This is a genomic window from Leifsonia sp. McL0607 (assembly GCF_049993355.1).
Lineage (GTDB): Bacteria > Actinomycetota > Actinomycetes > Actinomycetales > Microbacteriaceae > Leifsonia.
Genome location: NZ_CP188253.1, coordinates 3,112,976 through 3,133,600 on the forward strand (window position 1 = coordinate 3,112,976; position 20,625 = coordinate 3,133,600).

Consider the following 20,625-nt stretch of genomic DNA (forward strand, 5'->3'; position numbering starts at 1 on the left):
GATCGTTTCAGTGGTGATGTTCGAGCGGTATTGCCGAGAGAGCGCGAACGCCCTCATTCCACCGAATGAGGGCGTTCATGCTTCTCTGAACCGCCGGACTGATCAGTACGTGATTGTCCACTTCGCGGCGTAGTGCGGGAAGCGGGGGAATGTGAAAATGAAGATGGCAAGACCTCCCGGGTTGGATGTCGTGGTGAGGGTCTTGCGCCTGGCGGCGACGCCGGCGGGGAGGAGGCCGGTCGGGCCCGCAGTCCCGGTCTGGAAGGTGCCGCCGATCGGCATGTCGGAGAACGCGAATCCGGACTGCGCCGCCCAGACGAGGTGCGGGCTTCCGGTGGTGGCGACGTCCAGTCTCCATTCGACACGGCGGCCGCGCATCGCCGTGAAGGTCGGGGCATCGCCCCGGGAGAGCTGACCGGCCGGCCTGAGAGTGTTGAGGGTGGAGGTGGACGCATAGTCCCAGTTGCCGGTCCAGCTGTCGACGAGGAACCCGGAAGCGTTCGTGGTCCGCGTTCCGACGCCGCCCGGGGAGATGGTGTCCGAGTTGGAGATGACGCCGAAGGTGAACGCAGACATCATCCAGATACCGCTGTTGTCGAAGGTGACCGTGATCGTGGTCGTCGCGGGCACGTAGTCCGGGGCGCTGACGGTGATGTCGGTCGACCCGTTCACATCGAGCGCCGTGACTTCGAAAGTGAAGAGCGTCTTGCCGCCGGTCGGCACCAGCGACGGGCCGCTTACGATCCCGGCGGTGCCGTAGGTGACGCTGACGTTGGTGGGGACGGTCTTTCCATCGGGTACGGTCAGCTGGACCGTGAGCGTGGCGGTGTACCCGCTGCCGATGATGTCCTCAGGATCGACGAACCAGATGACGCCGAGAGTTGAGGCTGCGTAGGCAGGAGCTGTGCTGACCAGCACGATGGCCGGGGCGGTCCAGGCTGCCGCCCCGACGAGGGTGCGACGTTTGAGGCCGGTGGGTGGATTGCTGGGCTCAGGGGTTGAGGGCAAGGGCTGGCTCCTGGTATCGAGTGATAGGCGCATGGCTGGAATGCCGCACAAAACAATAGCCATCTGATATAATACACCGAAAAGCAAACGCGTCAACGGAAATCGCGGGAGACGGTACGGATCGTCGTCTCCAACGGCTCCAGCCGGTCTGCGAGCACGTTCACCACGCCTTCCTCGCTGCGCTCCAGGATGCCGCGCACGATCATCGCGGGAGCCTGCCTGGCCACCCGGCGGAAACGGTTCCACACCCCGACCGGGCAGATCACGTTCACGAGGCCCGTCTCGTCCTCCAGGTTGAGGAAGGTCACACCTGCCGCGGTCGCCGGCCGCTGCCGGTGCGTCACCACGCCGCCGACCTCGATGCGGCGCCCTGACTCGGCGACCGCGAGCGAGTCGGCTGGCAGCACACCTCGAGCGGCGAGTCCCGGGCGCAGGAAGCGGATCGGGTGGTCGTCGGTCGAGATGCCGGTGGCCCACAGGTCGCTCGCCAGCTGTTCGGCGGGGGACAGCAATGGCAGCAGCGGCGGCTGGACTGTGATGGCGGTGCCCGCGAGGTACTCGGGGCGCTCCTGTGCGGCGTTGCCGGCCTCCCAGATCGCCTGGCGCGGGGTCAGACCGAAGCCCTCGAACGCCCCTGCCGCGGCGAGCGCCTCCAGCTGCGCCACCGTGAGGCCGACGCGTCGTGCGAGGTCGCCCAGGTCGCGGTAGGGGCCGGAGGCCTCCCGTTCGGTCACGATGCGACCGGCGAGGGTCTCGCCGATGGAGGTCACGCCCGCCAGCCCGAGTCGCACGGCATGGCCGGCGTCCCTGCGGTGCGCGGAGAAGTCCAGCGGTACAGCGCGGTCGAAACCGTCGACAGGGGGCTGGTCGGGCTCGAGGCACGAGTCCGTGCCGGTCGGGCCGGGTCGTGCCTCGTCCATCGCCTCCAAGAGGGGGAACACCCCGGAGAGTTGGAGGTCGGGCCGCCGCACCACCACGCCGTGGCGCCTGGCGTCGGCGGTGAGGGTGCGCGGTGAGTAGAAGCCCATCGGCTGAGCGCGCAACAGCGCGGCGAGGAAGGCGCCGGGGTAGTGCAGCTTCATCCACGAGCTCACGTAGACCAGCAGTGCGAAGCTGATCGCGTGGCTCTCGGCGAAGCCGAAGTTGGCGAACGCCTCGATCTTCTCGTAGATCGCGTCGGCGTCGTCCCCGACGATCCCGTTGTGCGCCATCCCCTCGTAGAGCTTCGCCCGCAGTGCGCCGATCTTCTCGACGCCGCGCTTGGAGCCCATCGCCCGGCGCAGCAGGTCGGCGTCCTCGGCGGTGCAGTCGCCCACGGCGACGGCCATCTGCATGAGCTGCTCCTGGAACAGCGGAACCCCCAGCGTCCGCTCCAGCACCGGCACCAGCGCGGGGTGCAGGTAGGTCACCGGCTCCTTGCCGAGCTTGCGGCGGATGTAGGGGTGCACGGCGCCGCCCTGGATGGGACCCGGCCGGATCAGGGCGATCTCGATGACGAGGTCGTAGAAGCTGCGCGGTTGCAGGCGCGGCAGCGTGCCGATCTGTGCGCGGCTCTCCACCTGGAACACTCCGATCGAGTCGGCGCGGCACAGCATGTCGTAGACGCCCGGCTCCTCCTTCGGGATGCTCTCCAGCGTCCACTTCTCGCCGAGCGACGCCTCGATCGTGCGCATCGCGTAGTCGAGCGCCGAGAGCATCCCGAGCCCGAGCAGGTCGAACTTCACCAGACCCATCCAAGCGCAGTCGTCCTTGTCCCACTGCAGCACGGTGCGCCCCTCCATGCGAGCGTGCTCGATCGGGCAGACCTCGCCGACGGGCCGGTCGGTGAGCACCATCCCGCCCGAGTGGATGCCCAGGTGCCGCGGGAACTTCAGCACCTGCTGGGCGAGGTCGACGACGGCCTCAGGGATGTCGTGATCGTCGGTCGTCGTGACCCTGCTCCAGGAGTCGATCTGCTTGCTCCAGGCGTCCTGCTGCCCGGTGGAGTGGCCGAGCGCCTTCGCCATGTCGCGCACGGCGTTCTTGGGGCGGTACGTGATGACGTTGGCGACCTGGGCCGCGTTGTGCCTGCCGTACTTGGCGTAGACGTACTGGATGACCTCCTCGCGCCGGTCGGAGTCGAAGTCGACGTCGATGTCGGGCTCCTCCTCGCGCATGGAGGACAGGAACCGCTCGAACGGCAGGTCGTACTTGATCGAGTCGACGGCGGTGATCCCGAGCAGGTAGACGACAGCCGAGTTGGCCGCCGAGCCGCGGCCCTGGCAGAGGATGCCGCGCTCGCGGGCGAACTTCACGATGTCGTGGACGATGAGGAAGTAGCCCGGGAAGTCCTTCGCCTCGATCACGTCGAGCTCGCGCTCGATGCGCTCCCGCTTGGCCGGGTGGCGGTCGAGGTCGGGGTAGCGTTCGGCGGCGCCGCGCCAGGTGAGCTCGCGCAGCCAGCTCATCGGGGTGTGACCGGCCGGGACCTCCTGCTTGGGCAGTCGCGGCCGGGCGCTGCGCAGCCGGAACGCGAGGTCGTCCGCGATGTCGGCCGTGCGCTCCACGGCGCCGGGGTAGCGGGCGAACCGGGCGGCCATCTCGCGGCCGCTGCGCAGGTGCGCGGTCGCCGAGGCGGGCAGCCAGCCGTCCATCTCGTCGAGGCTCCTGCGGGCGCGCACGGCGGAGACGGCCGTCGCGAGCGGGTACTGGGCGGGTGTCGCGTAATGGACGTTGTTGGTGGCGACGACCGGGAGGCCCAGCCGGCCGGCGATCCGGGCGAGGACGTCGTTGTCCGTGGTGTCGCGTGGCCCGCCCTGGTCGATCAGCTCCACCAGCACGTTGTCGTGGCCGAACAGCTCGGCGAGCCGGGCGACCTCCCGCTCGGCGGCGCGTTCGCCGTGCTCGGCCAGTGCGAGGCGCACGTCGCCCTTGCGGCAGCCGGTGAGCACCATCCACTCGCCGCCCGACTGCTCGGCGAGGTCGGGGAGGCTGTACAGCGGCCGACCCTTCTCGTCGCCGGCGAGCTGGCCCGCCGTGATGGCGGAGGCCAGCCGATGGTAGCCGGACTGCTGCCGGGCGAGGAGGACGAGGTGACTGCCCTCCGGGTCGGCCTCGCCGTTCTGCGGCCGGCTGAGCGACAGCGAGAGCTCCGCGCCGAACACGGTCTTCACCCGCTCGTAGGCCTCCGCCGCCTCCGCGAGCCGCACCACGCCGTAGAAGCCGTCGTGGTCGGTGAGCGCGAGACCGTGCAGCCGCAGGCGGGTCGCCTCCTCCAGCAGCTCCTCCGGCGCGCTGGCGCCGTCGAGGAAGCTGAAGGTGCTGTGCGCGTGCAGCTCGGCATAGCGGACGTGGCCGGCGTCCGGCTCCGCTGTGTCGTCGGTCTCCGGCATCGGCTGCGCCACGTACTTCTGCCGCTTGCGCGATGACGGCCGCTCCGGCTGCTCCTGCTCGCTCGTGCGCCGCCCGCTCAGCCGCCGCTCGAACTCGGCCCAGGGGATGGGCGGGTTGTTCCAGCCCATCAGTGCTGCTCTCCCTGCATCCATTTGGCAGAACACGCCGTCTGGAGGCCGGGCCACGCGGCATGTCCTGCCAGTTGGATGAGCGCGCTAGTCATAGCGGGCCTCGGCGAACCAGGCGGTGCCGGTGAGGGAGAGCAGCCAAGCGGTGCCGTCGGCGTCGACGAGCTGGAAGCGGTGCATCGCGCGGGCGAGCGTCGCGTCCCACCAGCGCTCGCGCACCGGCCACGGCCCCGCCCAGGAGTCGACGGGACGGGCGTCCCGCGCCGCCCCGGTGGGGGAGAAGCTGACGATCGGGGCGGTGAGGTCGCCGCGGTCGGTGACCTCCACCGGCTCGCCGGACTCCGCCAGCACCGCCACCGGCCGCGGCACCTCGAACACGGTGGAGGGCGCAGGCGCCGGCAGCGATCCCGGCCAGGGCCGGTCGGAGCGGGCGACGCCCACGGGCCGGTCGCCCCACGGCACGAGCACCTGGCGGTCGGACAGGGCGCGGCCGCCGCCGATGGTCGCCGTGACGACCGCGTCGTGGCCGAGCATGCCCTGCACGCGGGTGAGCCCGTGGTGGATGCGCTCGTCCGCGCCGCCGCCCCACAGGCCGTCCTCGTGGTGGCCGATGTCGTCGACCGCCTCGGGCGCGACCGTCACCCGGCTGATCGGCGAGGCCAGGCCCGACTCGATCGAGCCGGCGCCCTGCAGCTGCCAGCGCACCCGGTCGACGACGTCCGACGCCGAGAACAGCCGGGGGTGCAGCCAGGTGCGGTCGCTGACCCTGCCACCTTCGTCGGTCACCTCGATGCGCAGCGAGGTGCAGACCAGGCCGGCTTTGGTGAGACCGACCACGAACTGCTCCGCCGTGGCGCGGAAGGCGAAGGTCACCTGGTCGACCCTGTCGAGGGGAGGCTCGAACTCGATCGCTCTGTCGAGCACCTTCGGTGGGACGCGCGGGACCACCGCGGCTCCGTCCATCCCGCTCGCCAGGTCGTGGGCGTGCTCGCCGCGCTCCCCGAACCGCTCCCGCACATCCACCCGGTCGAGGCGGGCGAGGTCGCCGAGCGTGCGCAGGCCGAGGCGGCGCAGCAGCGGCGTCAGCTCGACGAGCCCCAGCTGGGCGACGGGCAGGGGCGCCAAGAAGGCGGGAGAGCCGCCGGGGGGCACGATCCGCACCCGGTCGGCGCCCGCCATGCGGGAGGACCGGGTGGAGCGGGCGGCCTGCTCCGCCGCGAAGGGGCCGTCGGCGATGCCGGCACTGACGTCGCCGAGGGCGAGCCCTGCGGCGCCCTCCAGCTCCTCCAGGCGGCGCAGCAGCTCCGCCGCCGCGGCCTCCTCGCCACCGTAGTACCGCGCGGGGCCACGCGCCCGCAGCACGCAGGTTCCCGGCCGCACCGCCTGCACGCCGGGAGCGATCTCCTCGATCGCGGCCAGGACCGGCTCGAAGGCCCGCGCGTCGAGCACCGGGTCGTAGAGGACGATCTCCAGCTGCGGGCAGCGCGACTGCGCCTCGCGCATCCGCAGGCCGCGCTTCACGCCGTCGGCCCTGGCCTCGGCGGAGCAGGCGAACACCATGCCCTTCTCGACCAGCGCCAGCGGCACCTCCGCGGGCAGTTCGAGACGCTGCCGGGTGGCGATCACCGGCCAGTCGGGGCACCAGAGCACGATCGCGCGGGTGACCTGCCTCATCGTGGGAGACATGCCTAGCTCACCGCCTCCAGGCGGGTGGGGCCGGAGGCCCGGAACGTCTCGTCGAGAGCGGGCAGCCAGAGCTCGGCGCGCCGGCGGGGGCCTGCACCGCCGCGCGGGGCGGCCTCCACGGTCACCCGGCGGGACGAGAGGTAGCCGGCACCAGCGCCGAGACCGTCCCAGCCGCTGCGGACGACGGAGAGGACTGCTTCTGTTTGCGGCCAGTCGCCGGCGACGAGGAGGGTCGACTCCCGCTGGCGCAGCCGGGCGCTCAAGCGGGCAACGTCGCCGCTCGCCGGGCGCTCCGGCGGCGCGACGGCGACCACGCCGAGCACGTCGGCCATCGCCGCGGTGACCGTCAGCCACTGCGGCCCGGGATGGGGCACCAGCACGAGCCGTTCCAAGTCGATGCCGAATCGCCCTGCCGCCTCCACCCCGAAGTCGGGAATCCCCACGACGCCGCACCAGGCTCCCGCCCCGCTGGGGCCGGCGAGCATCGCCATCAGCAGCGTGGTGGAGCCGTGCACCGCGTAGGCGGCGCCGGCCTTGAGCGCTCCGCCGGGCAGCAGCGGGGCGAGAGCGGGGTGCGTCTCCAACCGGCGCGCGTCGAGCTTCGTCGCCTGCATCTGACGGATGCGCGTCTGCAGCTCGTACACCTGCGCCCGGTCGGCGACCGGGCCGGTGAGGGCCGGGTCGGCGATGGTTCGCGCAACTGCCAGGGACATACACTTATTTTCGAACACATGTTCGAATACCGCAAATGTATTTTAGTATTCCGACGGGCGCGCGACGCGACCCCGGCAGCGGGGGAGAAGGCTACGCCGGCTCGGTCACGAAGTCGATCAGTCGCTCCACCCGGCCGAGCAGCTCCGGCTCCAGATCGGCGTAGGTGTGAACGCGGCCGAGGATGAGCTTCCAGGCCCGCGCGATGTCGGCCTGCGACTCGTGGGGGAGCCCCAGCGCCGCGCAGATCCCGTGCTTCCAGGGCACGGAGCGTGGAATCGACGGCCAAGTCTCCAAGCCGACCCTGACAGGCTTCACGGCCTGCCAGATGTCGACGTAGGGATGCCCGACCACCAGCACGTGGGCGCCGAACGGGCCGCGCGCCACCTGGTCGGCGATGCGGCTCTCCTTCGAGCCGGACACCAGATGGTCGACCAGCACCCCGATGCGTTGCCCGCGATCGGGGGCGAACTCCCGCACGATCGCGTCCAGGTCGTCCACGCCCTCCAGATACTCCACGACGACGCCCTCGACTCGGAGGTCGTCGCCCCAGACCCGCTCGACCAGCTCGGCGTCGTGCCTGCCCTCGACGAAGATCCTGCTGGCGCGGGCGACGCGCGCCTTCTGCTCGCCGACGGCGAACGACCCCGAGGCCGTGCGTCCGCGCCCTGCGGCGCCACGGCTCGGGACGACGAGGCGCACCGGCTCCCCGTCGATGAGGAACGAGGCGCCGAGCGGGAACACGCGCTTGGCTCCGAAGTAGTCCTCGAGCTCGACCGTCTGCGCCTCCAGGCGGACGATCGCGCCGCAGAAGCCGGTGGAGGCCTCCTCGACGACCAGATCGCGCACGGCCTCCACGGCCGGCAGGGTCTTGCGCCCCGCGTTCTTCCAGTCGGTCGCCAGCACATCGGATCCGTAGCGGTCGTCGTCCATCATGAGGAGACAGGCTAGGCGATCGGCGGCCGACAGCGGCGGAGGCTCCCCGCATCGCCGCGGATGTCCAGCCGCCGGCGTGCCGGTTCAGTCGAAGATGCGCACCAGGCGCCAGCTGCGGTCGTCGGCGTCGTGGCGCACGTCGAACACGTGCGCCACCCCGCGCTCGCTCGTCGCCTGGAATCGCCAGCCGCCGATCTCCCTCGGCAGCGTGCCGACTCCGTAGCGATGCTCGCCGAACGGACGCCACCAGGTGCAGATCTCGGCCCAGACGGTCGGTGTGTCGCTCACTCGGTAGTGCGTCGAGCGCCAGACCAGACGGGTCGGGATGCCCTCCTCCGTCGTCCAGACGGCGACCGTCTCGTCGATGTCGGTCATGAGCGCGCGTCCTCTCCGTCGAATGTATGTTCGAATGCCAGTGTACGCCCGGTCGCCGACGGTGTGATGTCTCACGACATCGGTGCCGATTCTGGATCAGGACATCCGTGACAGTTGGTGTGTCAGGACTTCGGTGACGCGATTTTGGGTCTTGGCCCGCGACGGCGTGAGATCACTGAGGAGCGTGGCATCTCTGTGACCGAAGCTATCCGCCGCGCGATCGCCGTCTACAAATACATCGAAGATCAGGTCGACGAAGGCCGAACCGTTCAAACGGTCGACAAGGCCACTAAGGATGTGAAAGAACTCGTACTCATCTGAGCTCCGAGCTACGAAAAGGCCCATGGCCACTGCCGTGGGCCTTTTCATGTGGACCGCTTTCGCGGCGAAGCTGTAGACGCCCTGGCCAGCCACGCAACCGCAATGCGCAGAGTGCTAACAAGCGCGACAGACCGCGCGCGGAACGGGTGTGTCAGGACTTCGGTGACGTTGCGATTTTGGGTCGTGGGCCGCGGGGCCTGTCGTTGCCGACGTAGGTCACGCCTGGTGCTGGGGTGTGTCACCATTTAGGAGACACACCCCAGCTCCGAAACCGATCGCTATCGGCACGGCGGGTCTACGAGGATCCGGTGCGCAATAATGTCGGTCATGGCCGACGTCCTAGGTGTACCCGGCCGTGAGGTTGGTGGCGGTGTGGGTCTTGTGAAGAGGGAGGACCTCCGGGCTTAGTGGAGATATCTGACGTCTCTACTGGCCAACGGAGGTCCTCATGTCCCACGCTAATGCCCGGCTCACCCCCAGGGGCAGGTTGTTGTTGATCGTTCGCCGCGCTCGTGCCGGCTGGCCGAAAGCTCACATCGCGGCAGCGATGGGGATATCCCGGAAGTGTGTGAGCATCTGGCTCGACCGGTTCGCGTCCGAGGGTGAGGCGGGTCTGGTGGACCGGTCCTCGCGGCCGCATTCTTCCCCGACCCGGACGCCACCGGAGCGGGAGGAAGCGGTGTTGCGGATCCGGCGTGAGTCCCGGGTCGGGCGTGACGAGGTCGCCGGCCGCAGTGGGGTGCCGGCACGCACCGTGTCTCGGATCCTCGCCCGTCACGGGGTGCCGAGGCTGTCTGCGTTGGACCCGATGACCGGTGAGGTGCTGCGCGCTTCGAAGACGACCGCGGTCCGCTATGAACGCGAGCGCCCCGGGGAGCTGGTACATATGGACGTGAAGAAGCTCGGGAAGATCCCGGACGGCGGCGGCTGGCGCGCCCTCGGCCGCGATATCGCCGACCGGGATCGAGACGTCAGGGTCGGCTACGACTTCGTCCACTCCCTCGTCGATGACCACTCCCGGTTGGCCTATTCCGAGGTGCTTGAGGACGAGAAGGGCCCGACCTGCGCCGCGTTTCTGGAACGCGGGATCGCCTACTTCGCCGTCCACGGCATTCCCCGCATCGAGCGGCTGATCACCGATAACGCTTGGGCCTACCGGTTCTCCCTGCGCACCCTCTGCCACGATCACCACATCCGACAGACATTCATCAAGCCGCACTGCCCCTGGCAAACGGGAAAGTGGAACGCCTCAACCGCACCCTCGCCACTGAATGGGCCTACCGGCAGCCATTCACCACGAACCAAGCCCGCCGCGACGCCCTTGCACCCTGGCTCGAGTACTACAACACTGAACGACACCACTCAGCACTCGGAGGCCAACCCCCAACCAGCCGACTGACACCAACCTCCTGGGGACTGTGGATTTAACGGTGTTTCCGGCGTGACGCGCTGCGTGTGATGTGTGGCGGGGAAGGTGCTGTGATGACGACGACACTGGATGTTGTGAGTCTGAAGAAACACCATGATGATGACCGTTCCGCGGAGGCCGCTGCGGCGGCCGAGCTGGTGCGGCTGGCCAAAGAGCAGGGTCTGGCTCTGACGGGCCCGGACGGGTTGCTGAAGCTGTTCACGAAGAACGTGCTCGAGACCGCGCTGAACGAGGAGCTGACCGAGCACCTCGGCTCTCACGTGCCGCGGGATCGCGATGGGTCGTTCGAGCCGAAGATCGTGAAGAAGCGCCAACGTCGGTTGAACGGGGTCGAGGAAATCGTCCTGTCGTTGTATGCGAACGGGCTCACCACTGGTGAGATCTCGGCGCACTTCGCTCAGTGTTGACGCCGAAGCAGAACGGACCCCTTTGTGCCGAACTGGGATGAACCCCTTCTTGTTGGTTGAGCTTAGTTCTTCTCGGTCTGTGTGATGAGGTCGCGGCGGCCGTGGGTGCGGTAGGAGTCTCCGGTCAGGGTGAGGACTTCGGAGTGGTGGACGAGGCGGTCGATCATCGCGGCTGCGACGACGTCGTCGCCGAAGGTCTCGCCCCAACGACTGAACGGTAGGTTCGATGTGACCATGATCGAGCCCTGCTCGTAACGGGAGGCGACGAGTTGGAAGAACAGGTTCGCGGCGTCTTGGTCGAAGGGGATGTAGCCGATCTCGTCGATGATGATGAGTTTGTAGCGGCGGATCTTCTTCAACTCGGCTTCGAGTTGTCCCTTCCGGTGTGCGTCCGCGAGCCTCGCGATCCAGTTGTTCGCTGTGTCGAACAAGACGCTGTGGCCGGCGTGGGTGGCTTTGACGCCGTGCCCGATCGCGAGGTGGGTCTTCCCGATTCCGGGGGGACCGAGCAGGATCACGTTCTCCGCTTTCGCCACGAACGTCGATGTCGCCAGGTGCGCGAGGAGGTCCCTGCGCAGGCTGGGGAGGTGGTCGAGGTTGAAGTCTTCCAAGGTCTTGATCGCGGGGAAGTGCGCGGTGCGGATCCGCATGGTCGTGCCGGCGGACTCGCGGTCGGCGAGTTGGCGTTCCAGGACCGCGGCGAGGTATTCCTCGTGCGCCCAGTTCTCGGCCCTGGCCCGGTCGGCGAGGTCGTCCCAAACCCGCCCGATTGTGGGGGTCTTCAGTGCTCGGGCGAGGTAGGCGAGCTTGGACGCGACTTGCTCGCTGGTCTTCGGGATCGGCGCGTCGACGACGGCTGTTCGAGTGCTCATTGTGCTTCCTTCTCGTATTCGGTGGTGGTTGTGAAGTCGACGCCGAAGAGGGCGTCGTAGTCAGAGAGGGCGCGGATCTGGACCCGGTGCCCGTCCGGGTGCTCGCGAACGCCTGAGGGTTTCGGGCGTTGGTAGTGCGCGCGCAGCTTCGCCGCCGTGGCGACATGCTCGGGGTCGGGGATCGTCTGTCCCGTCCGCAACGACCGCGGATGCTGGCCCGCGGGCTGTCCTGCGCAGGAGATCACGACCTCATCCAGTGAGGCGTGGACGTCGACGAACCGGCCGATGAACCTGGGATCGACGGAGTAGTCGTTCCCGTCGAGGCGGACGTAGTAGTCCCGCGCCAACCTGATTCGATGCGTGAGACCCGTAGCTGGTGGCTTCGCCGGTAGCGGCAGCAGCCCGGCCCGGTCGATAGCGGCGAGCTCGACGGGGCGGGCAGCGATCGCGCGGACCTGGCGTTGGTTCGCGCGGGTTTCCAGCCAGTCCGTCAACTGGGCGTTGAAGTCGTCCCGGCCTTGGAAGATCCGTCCGGGCGGGAACGAGGTCTCCAAAAACCGGTTCGCGCGTTCGACGATGCCCTTGGTTTCCGGGTCCCGGGGCGGGGCAAGACGGAGCCGGGTCGCGAGCGTTCCCGCGAACGATGCGGCAAGGATCGTGGGCTTGCCCAGCCCGCCGATCGCGGCCTCCCGGTCCCAGAGCAGAGAGCGCGGGATTCCGCCGAATCTCTGCAGCAGTGACCACATGCCCGCGGTGAGGTCTCCGCCCTGCCGGGAGGGGAGCATGACCGCCTCGATCCGGCGGGAGAACCCGGACACCATCACCAGCACCGGCAGAACCCGGTCTTGTCCGTCGCCGACGGGGACCCGCGTTTGGCGATGATCGCACCGAAGCATGCGCAAACAGCCGGTAAGACGATCGTCGGTGACGCTGGAGAAGTAGCAAAGACGCTTGACTAGACAGACCTCGTCTTTTGTGACCCTCCTTACTCGGCAGTCCAGTACAGTCGGTTCTATCACGTCCTAGAAGGCATCGTGCTTGGTGGTTGGCCAGCGGTGAGTGGAAATGGCAGGGCGCCCGCCCTTGCATCGCGCAAAGCATCAGATTTCAGCATGAAAGGCAAGGCGTCGGAGGCTATGAAAGGTCTTCTAGGCACCCTCCGGAAAAGGCAATGCAGAGCTATCATCACCTTTCCAGATGCGGACGCAAGTAACGGCCTCAGCGGGGATGACATCGTCTCGCTTGCGAGCGAAGACTGGGATATCACCACCCATTATGTGGATTCGGTGCATAGCACCCTCGGCGGATCGAGCGAGGGAAATTGCGGTGGTCGGCGAGCATTGAAGGAAGCTGTCATTCTCCTGGAGCCAAAGCAAGTCGCGGTTGCGATCACTCGTCCGATCAACCTGTTGCTCCGAGACGATTTAAGACAGGTAGCTTTCAGCGCGTGAGCTGACGTTGAATCGTCATCGCTGATGCCTTCAGCGGTTATTGACGGCCGTCGGTCACGGAGGGTGCGTCTTGGAGTGTCGCTTCCATGATCGTCATCGTCGGATGCTCGGGATTCGGCCCGGCGTCGGTGAATCCGAGCGAGAGGTACGTGCGAAACGCGGCCGCATTGGTCGTGATCACATTGAGGCTGAGATGGTTCACGCCCGCGATTCTGGCCGCATCGATCGCGGCGGAGACGAGGTGACGTCCGTTGCCGCGTCCTCGCATTCCCGGGTCCAATATGACGCGAGCGAGGCGGCCGGTCGTGGGGCCGGTGCGCACGAGCTCGATGTGGCCGACGGCGGTGCCGGGGGCTGAGGCGAGGTGCGCCGTCCACGGCGTCACGCCCTCCGCGGTCAGCCAACTCGTGAGGATGGCGTCTGTGAGCGGCCAGTGCTGCCGCGTGCCCGCGAAGAGGTAGACGTCGTCCTCGGTCGGCGCCCAGGAGCGCAGGGCGGCGAAGTCGGACACGTCGAAGGGTCGCAGTACGAGCATGGGCCCATGGTATTCGACGTGTTACGAGTGTAACAATCAAGTTAAAACTTGCGAGGTTGTATCAAACAGTACAAGTATGGGCGCACCGAGTAACGCACCGAGGGTGCCGACAAGTGAGGTAGTCAATGAAGAGAACCACTCGCATTGCCGTAGGAGCGCTGGTGAGCGCGGCCGCCCTGGTCCTCGCTGGCTGCAGCGCAAGCGGAACAGGCTCGACCACAGCGTCCGCGAAAGGCGGCGACCTCGTGATCGCCCGCCCGGCCGACGCCGTGTCGATGAACAACACCACCACGTTCGACAACCCGTCGATCTTCACCTTCGAGCAGATCATGGAGCCGCTCTTCACCGTCAGCAACGACGGCAAGACCGTCAAGCCGTGGCTCGCCACCGGATACACGGTCTCCCCGGACCAACTCACGTACACGATCAAGCTCCGCTCCGGCGTGAAGTTCTCGAACGGCACGCCCGTCACCGCCGACGACGTGAAGTTCTCGATCGACGCCGACACGGCGACGGCGGACACCGGCTGGGGATACATCAACGCGGCCATCGACTCCGTCTCCGTGGTGGACAAAGAGACCGTCGATATCAAGCTCAAGTACGCCTGGGCTCCGCTGATCGCGGACCTGTCGTTGTTCAGCAACGCGATCGTTCCTGCCAACTACGGCGGCAAGACCTCCGAAGAGTTCTACCAGGCGCCCGTCGGCACCGGCCCCTTCAAGTGGGGAGAGTGGAAGAAGGGACAGTCCCTCAAGCTTGTGAAGAACACGAACTACTGGCAGAAGGGCAAGCCGTCGCTCGACAGCGTCACCTGGAACGTCGTGCCAGACGCGAACACCCGCAAGCTGCAGCTGCAGGGCGGCCAGATCGACATCGACGACACTCCGGACTGGTCGAGCTTCGACTCCCTGAAGAACTCGCCTGGCATCGTGGCGCACGCCTTCCCGTCCACCCAGATCGACTACGTCGCCTTCAACCAGCAGCGTGCTCCGTTCGACGACGAGCACATCCGTCGCGCCATCGCGTACTCGATCGACAGGCAGGCGCTCGTGAAGGCGGTGCTGTTCGGAAACGGGACCCCCGCGAACTCACTGCTCTCGCCCGGCACCCCGTTCTACGACAAGAACGCAGCCGGCCCCACGTACGACCCGGCCCAGGCCAAGTCGGAGCTGGCGCTGTCGTCGAAGCCGAACGGGTTCAGCACCACCCTGCTCATCCGTTCCGGTGACGCCAACCAGGCCTCCGTCGCGCAGATCCTCCAGTCCGAGCTCAAGAAGCTCGGCATCACCGTGGAGATCAAGCAGCTCGACCCCACCGCCAACAAGCAGGCGAGGCTCAAGTCGGACTTCGACATGACCCTCTCCGCCTGGACCATGGACATTCCGGACCCCGACGAGTGGACGACCTTCGCCGTCGACCCGGAGGGCGGAGCCAAGTCCGCGTTCACGTACTACAACAACCCCGCCGTGGTGCAGCTCAACAAGCAGGCGCAGCAGGAGATCGACCCGGCCAAGCGGCAGACGCTCTACAACAAGCTGCAGGAGCTGACCGGCCAGGATGCGTTCCTCGCGTACACCTACTACTCCCCGTTCGCGTACGCGACGACCGACAAGATCAAGGGTTTCGCGGTGACCCCTCTCGGCAACTATCACGTCGAAGACATCACGAAGTCCAAGTAAGACCCGGAGGCGGGGTGCTCTGTGCGACGCCCCGCCTTCCGACTCCAGCCCACCCCATCTCCGGGAGGTGAACCATGATCCAGCGCCTTCGCTTCGTGCCGGCAAGACTGCTGCAAGCGGTCCCCGTGATCTTCGGTGTGACCCTGCTCGTCTTCTTCATGGCGCACCTCCTGCCAGGTGACCCTGCCGTCGCGATCCTCGGAGAGCACGCCACGGCTGCACGGGTCACCGAGCTGCGAAAGCAGCTCGGGCTCGACCAGCCGATCTGGACGCAGTATTTCCTCTTCCTCGGTCGTCTCGTCGGCGGCGACCTCGGAACCAGCCTGACGTATCAGCAGCCGGTGTCCGGCCTGGTGCTCAGCGCCATCCCCGTCACCCTGTCGCTCCTGTTCTTCGCCGTGGTGCTGTGCCTCGTCATCAGCATCCCGCTCGCGGGGATCGCGGCGACGGCGCCGGGCAAGGGCCGCGACCTCGGGGTGCGCATCTACACCCTGCTCGGCCAGGGCATGCCGCAGTTCTGGGTGGGCATCATGCTCATCCTGCTGTTCGCGGTCAATCTCAGGATCTTCCCGGTCGGCGGCTTCGGCGACACCCCGCTCGACCACGTCTACTATCTGACGCTCCCGGCGCTGACCATGGCCATCGCGATGTCGCCGACGATCATTCGCAGTCTGCGGTCGTCGACCATCAACGTCCTCGGCTCCGAGTACGTCGCCACCGCCCGCTCCAAGGGCGCAGGCGGCATGCCGCTGTTCCGCGGACACGTCCTGCGCAACGCCGCCATCCCGACGGTATCGATCCTCGGAGTCAATCTCGGCTATCTGGTCGGCGGATCGCTCGTGATCGAGAAAGTGTTCGCCCTGCCAGGCCTCGGCTCCCTGATGATCAACGCGATCTTCACCCGCGACTTCCCGACGATCCAGGCCGTCGCGCTCTTCGTCGCGCTGTTCGTGGTGATCGTTGGCATCCTGACCGATGTGGTCTATACGGTGCTCGACCCGCGGGTCGACCTCAGCTCGAAGGTGGCAGCATGAGCACGCCGACCGCCGTCCTCGACGGCTTCCAGGCCACCAGAAGGGCGAACAGGTCGCGCGTCCTGAAGCCGTGGTATCGCAACGGTTCGCTGATGGCCGGCATCGGTGTGATCGGCTTCCTGGTGCTCGTCGCCATCCTCGCCCCGGTGATCGCTCCGTACGACCCGATCAAGCAGGACCTGCAGAACGCCCTCGCTTCTCCCGGCCCAGCGCACTGGCTCGGAACGGACAAGTACGGCAGGGATGTGCTCTCCCGCCTCATCTGGGGCGCGCGGGTCGACCTACGTATCGGCTTCCTCGCCGTCTTCATCCCGTTCGTCGTCGGCTCCGTCCTCGGCGGCCTCGCCGGATACTTCGGCGGCTGGTTCGACACCATCGTCATGCGGATCGTCGACATCTTCTTCGCGTTCCCGTTCTACGTCATGGTGATCGTGCTGGTCTTCGTGCTCGGCTCCGGCGAGGCGAGCATCTACCTCGCCATCGCCGCCGTCTCCTGGGTGTCGTACGCGAAGATCGTGCGCGGCGAGGTGCTGGTGGCGAAGAAGCAGGACTGGGTGACCGCCGCCAAGCTCGGCGGCATGTCGGATGCGCGCATCCTCACCAGGCACATCGGCCCGAACGTGCTGTCGCAGGCGATCATCTACGGCACCAGCGACGTGGTCATGGACATCATGGCGATCGTCACACTCGGCTATCTCGGCCTCGGGATCGCTCCTCCGACGCCGGAGTGGGGCTCGATGATCCTCGACGGGCAGGAGTTCATCACCACGCATTGGATGCAGGCGACCATCCCCGGCCTCGTCGTCGTCCTGGTCAGCCTCGGGATGTCGTGGCTCGGCGACGGCCTCTCCGACCTGCTCAATCCGGAAAGGCGGAAGTGACGTGACAGACACCATCCTCGACGTCGCCAACCTGACGCTCGGCGTCCGCAACGGCAACCAGCCACCGACGGTGATCGTCGACGACGTCTCGTTCCAGATCGGGCGCGGCGAGCGGTTCGGCATCGTCGGCGAATCCGGCTCCGGCAAGTCGATGACGCTGAGGAGCATCGTCGGCCTGCTCCCGCGCGGCGTCGAGATCCTCAACGGCTCCCTGCGCTACGGGGACACCGACCTGACGACCACCACCGGAGCGGCCAGGCGCGCCATGATGGGCCCGGAGATCGCGATGATCTTCCAGGAGCCGATGACGGCCCTCAACCCCGTGCTGCGCGTGGGTGACCAGATCGCGGAGGGATCGCGCCGTCACCTCGGCCTGTCCAAAGCGGAGGCGTGGGACCTGGCGGTCACCATGATGGCCAAGACGGGCATCCCCGACCCGGCACGGCGGGCTCGGGCGTACCCCCACGAACTCTCCGGCGGGCTCCGGCAGCGCGTGATGATCGCCATGGCGCTCTCCTGCAAGCCGAAGCTGCTGCTCTGCGACGAGCCGACGACGGCGCTCGACGTGACCGTGCAGCACCAGGTGCTCCGGCTACTGGAGGAGCTCTGCGAGGAGGTCGGAGCCTCCCTGCTGTTCGTCACGCACGACCTCGCCGTCGTCAACCAGACGTGCGACGAGCTGGCCGTGATGTACGCGGGCCGGATCGTGGAGCGGGGGAGCGTCGAACGCGTCTTCCGCAGGCCGGAGCATCCGTACACCGCCGGATTGCTCGCCTCGGCGCCGGACTTCGACCAGCCGGACCGCGCGCTCGTCGCCATCCCCGGTTTCCCGCCGAACCTGGCGCGTCGCACGCACGGCTGCGCCTTCGCGCCGCGCTGCACGTTCGCGCAGGAGCACTGCCATGCGGCGTCTCCGACGCTCGACGAGCGCGAGGCCGGCCACGCGTCAGCGTGCTTCGAAGTGGACAGACTGTTGGAGGTGACGGCGTGACCGATCTGCAGGAGCGCGAGAAGACGGAGATCCTCCGCGTCGCGAACATCTCCAAGACCTACGACCTGGGCGGAAGGATGCCGTGGTCGCGGGGCCCTGGATCGACCCTCACCGCGCTCGACGGCGTCGACCTCGACCTCCGCAGCGGCGAGATCCTCGCGCTCGTCGGCGAGTCGGGCTCAGGCAAGTCGACGCTGGCGAAGATCCTCGTCGGCAGCCTCGCCCCCACCACCGGCAGCCTCGACTGGGACGCGCCGACGGACAGCCAACGCGGCCGTCACGCCGCCCGCCGGGTGCAGATGGTCTTTCAGGACCCGTACTCCTCGCTGAACCCGCGGCTCAGCGTGCGCGCCATGCTCAGCGAACTACTGCTGCTGCACCGCATCGTTCCACGCTCGGGGGTCACCGCCGAGTGCCTCAGGCTGCTCAACCAGGTCGGCCTCGACGCCGACGCCCTCGACGCCTACCCCAGCCAGTTCTCCGGAGGTCAGCGGCAGAGGCTCGCCATCGCACGGGCGCTCGCTGTGCGGCCGGACGTCCTGATCGCCGACGAGCCCGTCTCCGCGCTCGACGTGTCTGTGCAGGCGACCATCCTCGACCTCTTCGCGACGCTGCAGAAGGAGCTCGGACTGAGCATCCTGTTCATCGCCCACAACCTCGCGGTCGTGCAGCACCTCAGCCAGCGGGTCGCGGTGATGTACCTCGGCCGCATCGTCGAGGTCGCCGACACCGCCGAGCTGTTCTCGAACCCGCGGCACCCCTACACCAGGGCGCTGATCGACTCCATCCCGCGGATGAACCCGGGCAGCAGGAACAGCAAGCCCATCATCGACGGGGAGCCGCCCAGCCCGTTCGACGTTCCTGCCGGATGCCGGTTCAGCCCCCGGTGTGCGTTCGCGTCGGAGGAATGCACCGTCGTAGACCCTCACCTGACAGCGGTGGCGACCGACCACAGCGCCGCCTGCATCAAGTCCGTGGCACTACCGAGCATCGCCCCGACTGGCGATCAGAAGGAGAATCAATGAAGGCCTGGATTTCGTTCGACATGGAAGGCGTCGCCGGCATCGTCGACTGGGACCAGTGTCGACCGGGAAGCGGAGCGTCGTACGCCCTCGGCTGCGAACTGCTGCAGGACGAGGTCAACGCCGCGATCACCGGAGCCATCGCGGGAGGGGCGACGGAGATCGTCCTCAACGACTCGCACAGCCGCATGGCCAACCTCGACCCGCGCAGGATCGCGGGAGAGGCCAAGTACCTGGCCGGCCGTCACAAGCCGCGCTACATGATGCAGGGCCTCGACGAGACCTTCGACGCGATCTTCTTCGTCGGCTATCACGGCTCCATCTCCGGCCGTCCGTCCACGCTCTCGCATACATACAACCCCGAGGTGTTCACCCGCGCCGCCGTGAACGGCGTCGAGGTGGGGGAGAGCGGCATCAACGCTCTCGTCGCCGAGCACTTCGGCGTGCCGATCGCGTTCCTGTCCGGGGATGCGGTGGTCCAGGAGGAGACCCGCCCGTTCGCGCCGGATGCCGTCACCGTCACCACGAAGGAGTCGATCACTCGCTTCAGCGCGCTGAACCTGCACCCTGCCGAGTCCTGCCGCCTCATCGAGGCCGGGGCGAAGCAGGCGATGGAGGCCGTCGCAGCTGGGCGTGTCGCAGGGACGGGCATCACCGCGCCTGCGACGCTCGACCTCGAGTTCCAGACCGGAGACATGGCCGAGGTCGCTACGTGGGCGCGCGGGGCCGTGCGCACGGCCGAGCGCGCTGTGCGTATCCAGGGCGACGACCTGCTCTCGATGTTCGAGTCGTTCGTCGCCGTCAACTACATCACCCGCCAGGCGGGGGGCCGCTGATGCCGACCACGATCATCGACGTCGCTCCGGGCGATGCCGGGTACGCCCTCGTCCTCCACGGCGGGGCGGGAGGGCGCATCGAAGAGCTCTCCCTCGAAGCGCACGGCGATTACACGCGCGGGCTGTCCGAGGCGCACGCCGCCGGCGCCGCCGTGCTCGAGGCGGGCGGCTCCGCGCTGGACGCCGTCTGCGAGACCGTGCGGCGCCTGGAGGACAACCCGCTGTTCAACGCGGGCAGGGGAGCCGCGCTCACCGCATCCGGTGCCGCTGAGCTCGACGCCTGCGTGATGACGGGCGACGGCCGCGCCGGCGCGGTCGCCGTCTCCCGCACGGCGAAGAACCCGGTGTTCCTCGCCAGAGCCGTGCTGGAGGAGTCCGACCACGTGCTGCTCGTCTCCCCACGCGACGAGCAGGTGCGGGAGTGGGGCCTCGAACAGGTGAGCCCCGACTACTTCGTGACCCAGGCCAGGCAGCTGCAGCTCACCAACGTTCAGGCCAAGCGGCTCGAAGCGTCCCGCCACGGGACCGTCGGCGCCGTCGCCGTCGACAGGGAGGGCCGCGTCGCGGCGGCGACCTCGACAGGCGGCATGGTCAACCAGCGCGACGGCCGTGTCGGGGACACCCCGATCGTCGGCGCAGGCACGTACGCCCGCGACGGAGTGGTCGCCGTGTCGTGCACAGGGGAGGGGGAGTCGTTCATCGAGGGCGTCGTCTCCCACGACATCTGCGCCAGGATGCGCTACACCGGCGCCGACCTCGCCACCGCCGTCGCCGCGACCATCGAGACCGAGCTGGACGGCAGGGGAGCCACCGGCGGCATCATCGCCGTCGGGGCCGAGGGCCGCGTCGTCGTCGCCCACAACTCGCCCGCGATGTTCGCCGCGTACCGCACTCCGTTCGAGCTCGTCGCTCTGACGTAATACTGAGAGCGACGAGTTCCAGTGAGGAGAC

The 20,625-nt window shown here is 68.0% G+C and carries 18 protein-coding genes and 2 pseudogenes; 11 read left to right on the forward strand and 9 right to left on the reverse strand.

The window, feature by feature from the left end; genetic code table 11:
• Window positions 1-102: 102 nt before the first annotated feature.
• The 6 genes from ACPPVW_RS15060 to ACPPVW_RS15085 form a co-directional block, all read right to left on the reverse strand.
• Entirely contained in the window at window positions 103-1,008 is a 906-nt protein-coding gene (locus ACPPVW_RS15060; RefSeq protein WP_426623897.1) for a hypothetical protein, read from the reverse strand.
• A gap of 92 nt (window positions 1,009-1,100) precedes the next feature.
• On the reverse strand, window positions 1,101-4,508 hold the full coding sequence (locus tag ACPPVW_RS15065; RefSeq protein WP_426626317.1) for an error-prone DNA polymerase: 3,408 nt from the start codon (window positions 4,506-4,508) through the stop codon (window positions 1,101-1,103).
• Window positions 4,509-4,595: 87 nt separating this feature from the next.
• Window positions 4,596-6,194, reverse strand: coding sequence for a DNA polymerase Y family protein (locus ACPPVW_RS15070; RefSeq protein WP_426623898.1), 1,599 nt, complete (start codon window positions 6,192-6,194; stop codon window positions 4,596-4,598).
• Between the two features lie 2 nt (window positions 6,195-6,196).
• Window positions 6,197-6,907, reverse strand: a complete 711-nt coding sequence (locus ACPPVW_RS15075) for a hypothetical protein (RefSeq protein ID WP_426623899.1) — start codon at window positions 6,905-6,907, stop codon at window positions 6,197-6,199.
• 91 nt (window positions 6,908-6,998) lie between these two features.
• The gene (locus tag ACPPVW_RS15080; RefSeq protein WP_426626318.1) at window positions 6,999-7,838 is read right to left on the reverse strand and encodes a DUF3097 domain-containing protein; all 840 of its coding nucleotides are present in this window, start codon (window positions 7,836-7,838) and stop codon (window positions 6,999-7,001) included.
• 87 nt (window positions 7,839-7,925) lie between these two features.
• Entirely contained in the window at window positions 7,926-8,216 is a 291-nt protein-coding gene (locus tag ACPPVW_RS15085) for a DUF6504 family protein (protein WP_426623900.1), read from the reverse strand.
• 195 nt (window positions 8,217-8,411) lie between these two features.
• On the opposite strand from ACPPVW_RS15085, the gene ACPPVW_RS15090 reads away from it, so the two are divergent.
• The 3 genes and pseudogenes from ACPPVW_RS15090 to ACPPVW_RS15100 all read left to right on the forward strand — a co-directional run.
• Window positions 8,412-8,537 carry a hypothetical protein gene (locus tag ACPPVW_RS15090; RefSeq protein WP_426623901.1) on the forward strand — a complete coding sequence of 42 codons (126 nt, stop codon included), beginning with the start codon at window positions 8,412-8,414 and terminating at the stop codon, window positions 8,535-8,537.
• Window positions 8,538-8,985: 448 nt separating this feature from the next.
• Window positions 8,986-9,965 (forward strand): annotated as a pseudogene (locus tag ACPPVW_RS15095) (IS481 family transposase).
• 54 nt (window positions 9,966-10,019) lie between these two features.
• A pseudogene (locus ACPPVW_RS15100) lies at window positions 10,020-10,367 on the forward strand (transposase); the annotation flags it as partial.
• A 68-nt stretch (window positions 10,368-10,435) separates the two neighbouring features.
• On the opposite strand, the gene istB reads toward ACPPVW_RS15100, so the two are convergent.
• Both istB and ACPPVW_RS15110 read right to left on the reverse strand, forming a co-directional pair.
• The gene (istB, locus tag ACPPVW_RS15105) at window positions 10,436-11,245 is read right to left on the reverse strand and encodes an IS21-like element helper ATPase IstB (RefSeq protein WP_426623902.1); all 810 of its coding nucleotides are present in this window, start codon (window positions 11,243-11,245) and stop codon (window positions 10,436-10,438) included.
• The gene (locus ACPPVW_RS15110; RefSeq protein WP_426626319.1) at window positions 11,242-12,066 is read right to left on the reverse strand and encodes a Mu transposase domain-containing protein; all 825 of its coding nucleotides are present in this window, start codon (window positions 12,064-12,066) and stop codon (window positions 11,242-11,244) included. Before ACPPVW_RS15110 ends, istB begins: the two co-directional genes overlap by 4 nt.
• A 291-nt stretch (window positions 12,067-12,357) precedes the next feature.
• Here ACPPVW_RS15110 and ACPPVW_RS15115 point away from each other — a divergent pair, with 291 nt between their 5' ends.
• Window positions 12,358-12,696, forward strand: a complete 339-nt coding sequence (locus tag ACPPVW_RS15115) for a hypothetical protein (protein WP_426623903.1) — start codon at window positions 12,358-12,360, stop codon at window positions 12,694-12,696.
• 37 nt (window positions 12,697-12,733) lie between these two features.
• Here ACPPVW_RS15115 and ACPPVW_RS15120 read toward each other — a convergent pair whose 3' ends face one another.
• On the reverse strand, window positions 12,734-13,231 hold the full coding sequence (locus ACPPVW_RS15120) for a GNAT family N-acetyltransferase (RefSeq protein ID WP_426623904.1): 498 nt from the start codon (window positions 13,229-13,231) through the stop codon (window positions 12,734-12,736).
• A 161-nt stretch (window positions 13,232-13,392) separates the two neighbouring features.
• On the opposite strand from ACPPVW_RS15120, the gene ACPPVW_RS15125 reads away from it, so the two are divergent.
• From ACPPVW_RS15125 to ACPPVW_RS15155, 7 genes are all read left to right on the forward strand, one after another.
• Entirely contained in the window at window positions 13,393-14,910 is a 1,518-nt protein-coding gene (locus ACPPVW_RS15125; protein ID WP_426623905.1) for an ABC transporter substrate-binding protein, read from the forward strand.
• A gap of 74 nt (window positions 14,911-14,984) precedes the next feature.
• Window positions 14,985-15,944, forward strand: a complete 960-nt coding sequence (locus ACPPVW_RS15130) for an ABC transporter permease (protein WP_426623906.1) — start codon at window positions 14,985-14,987, stop codon at window positions 15,942-15,944.
• Window positions 15,941-16,825 (forward strand): ABC transporter permease, encoded by an 885-nt coding sequence (locus tag ACPPVW_RS15135; protein ID WP_426623907.1) that lies wholly within the window; start codon window positions 15,941-15,943, stop codon window positions 16,823-16,825. The genes ACPPVW_RS15130 and ACPPVW_RS15135 overlap by 4 nt, the downstream gene beginning before the upstream one ends.
• A 1-nt stretch (window position 16,826) precedes the next feature.
• Entirely contained in the window at window positions 16,827-17,816 is a 990-nt protein-coding gene (locus ACPPVW_RS15140) for an ABC transporter ATP-binding protein (RefSeq protein WP_426623908.1), read from the forward strand.
• The gene (locus ACPPVW_RS15145; RefSeq protein ID WP_426623909.1) at window positions 17,813-18,841 is read left to right on the forward strand and encodes an ABC transporter ATP-binding protein; all 1,029 of its coding nucleotides are present in this window, start codon (window positions 17,813-17,815) and stop codon (window positions 18,839-18,841) included. The genes ACPPVW_RS15140 and ACPPVW_RS15145 overlap by 4 nt, the downstream gene beginning before the upstream one ends.
• Window positions 18,838-19,674 carry a M55 family metallopeptidase gene (locus ACPPVW_RS15150; protein WP_426623910.1) on the forward strand — a complete coding sequence of 279 codons (837 nt, stop codon included), beginning with the start codon at window positions 18,838-18,840 and terminating at the stop codon, window positions 19,672-19,674. The genes ACPPVW_RS15145 and ACPPVW_RS15150 overlap by 4 nt, the downstream gene beginning before the upstream one ends.
• Window positions 19,674-20,594 carry an isoaspartyl peptidase/L-asparaginase family protein gene (locus ACPPVW_RS15155; protein ID WP_426623911.1) on the forward strand — a complete coding sequence of 307 codons (921 nt, stop codon included), beginning with the start codon at window positions 19,674-19,676 and terminating at the stop codon, window positions 20,592-20,594. The genes ACPPVW_RS15150 and ACPPVW_RS15155 overlap by 1 nt, the downstream gene beginning before the upstream one ends.
• Window positions 20,595-20,625: the final 31 nt, after the last annotated feature.

Excerpts from the sequence above, each read along its gene's own strand:
- ACPPVW_RS15115 (WP_426623903.1), top strand. The coding sequence starts at position 12,358 with ATGAAAGGCAAGGCGTCGGAGGCTATGAAAGGTCTTCTAGGCACCCTC.
- ACPPVW_RS15155 (WP_426623911.1), top strand. The coding sequence starts at position 19,674 with ATGCCGACCACGATCATCGACGTCGCTCCGGGCGATGCCGGGTACGCC.
- ACPPVW_RS15075 (WP_426623899.1), bottom strand. The coding sequence starts at position 6,907 with ATGTCCCTGGCAGTTGCGCGAACCATCGCCGACCCGGCCCTCACCGGC.
- ACPPVW_RS15080 (WP_426626318.1), bottom strand. The coding sequence starts at position 7,838 with ATGGACGACGACCGCTACGGATCCGATGTGCTGGCGACCGACTGGAAG.
- ACPPVW_RS15150 (WP_426623910.1), top strand. The coding sequence starts at position 18,838 with ATGAAGGCCTGGATTTCGTTCGACATGGAAGGCGTCGCCGGCATCGTC.
- ACPPVW_RS15110 (WP_426626319.1), bottom strand. The coding sequence starts at position 12,066 with ATGGTGTCCGGGTTCTCCCGCCGGATCGAGGCGGTCATGCTCCCCTCC.
- ACPPVW_RS15120 (WP_426623904.1), bottom strand. The coding sequence starts at position 13,231 with ATGCTCGTACTGCGACCCTTCGACGTGTCCGACTTCGCCGCCCTGCGC.
- ACPPVW_RS15070 (WP_426623898.1), bottom strand. The coding sequence starts at position 6,194 with ATGTCTCCCACGATGAGGCAGGTCACCCGCGCGATCGTGCTCTGGTGC.
- ACPPVW_RS15065 (WP_426626317.1), bottom strand. The coding sequence starts at position 4,508 with ATGGGCTGGAACAACCCGCCCATCCCCTGGGCCGAGTTCGAGCGGCGG.
- ACPPVW_RS15135 (WP_426623907.1), top strand. The coding sequence starts at position 15,941 with ATGAGCACGCCGACCGCCGTCCTCGACGGCTTCCAGGCCACCAGAAGG.
- istB (WP_426623902.1), bottom strand. The coding sequence starts at position 11,245 with ATGAGCACTCGAACAGCCGTCGTCGACGCGCCGATCCCGAAGACCAGC.
- ACPPVW_RS15130 (WP_426623906.1), top strand. The coding sequence starts at position 14,985 with ATGATCCAGCGCCTTCGCTTCGTGCCGGCAAGACTGCTGCAAGCGGTC.
- ACPPVW_RS15085 (WP_426623900.1), bottom strand. The coding sequence starts at position 8,216 with ATGACCGACATCGACGAGACGGTCGCCGTCTGGACGACGGAGGAGGGC.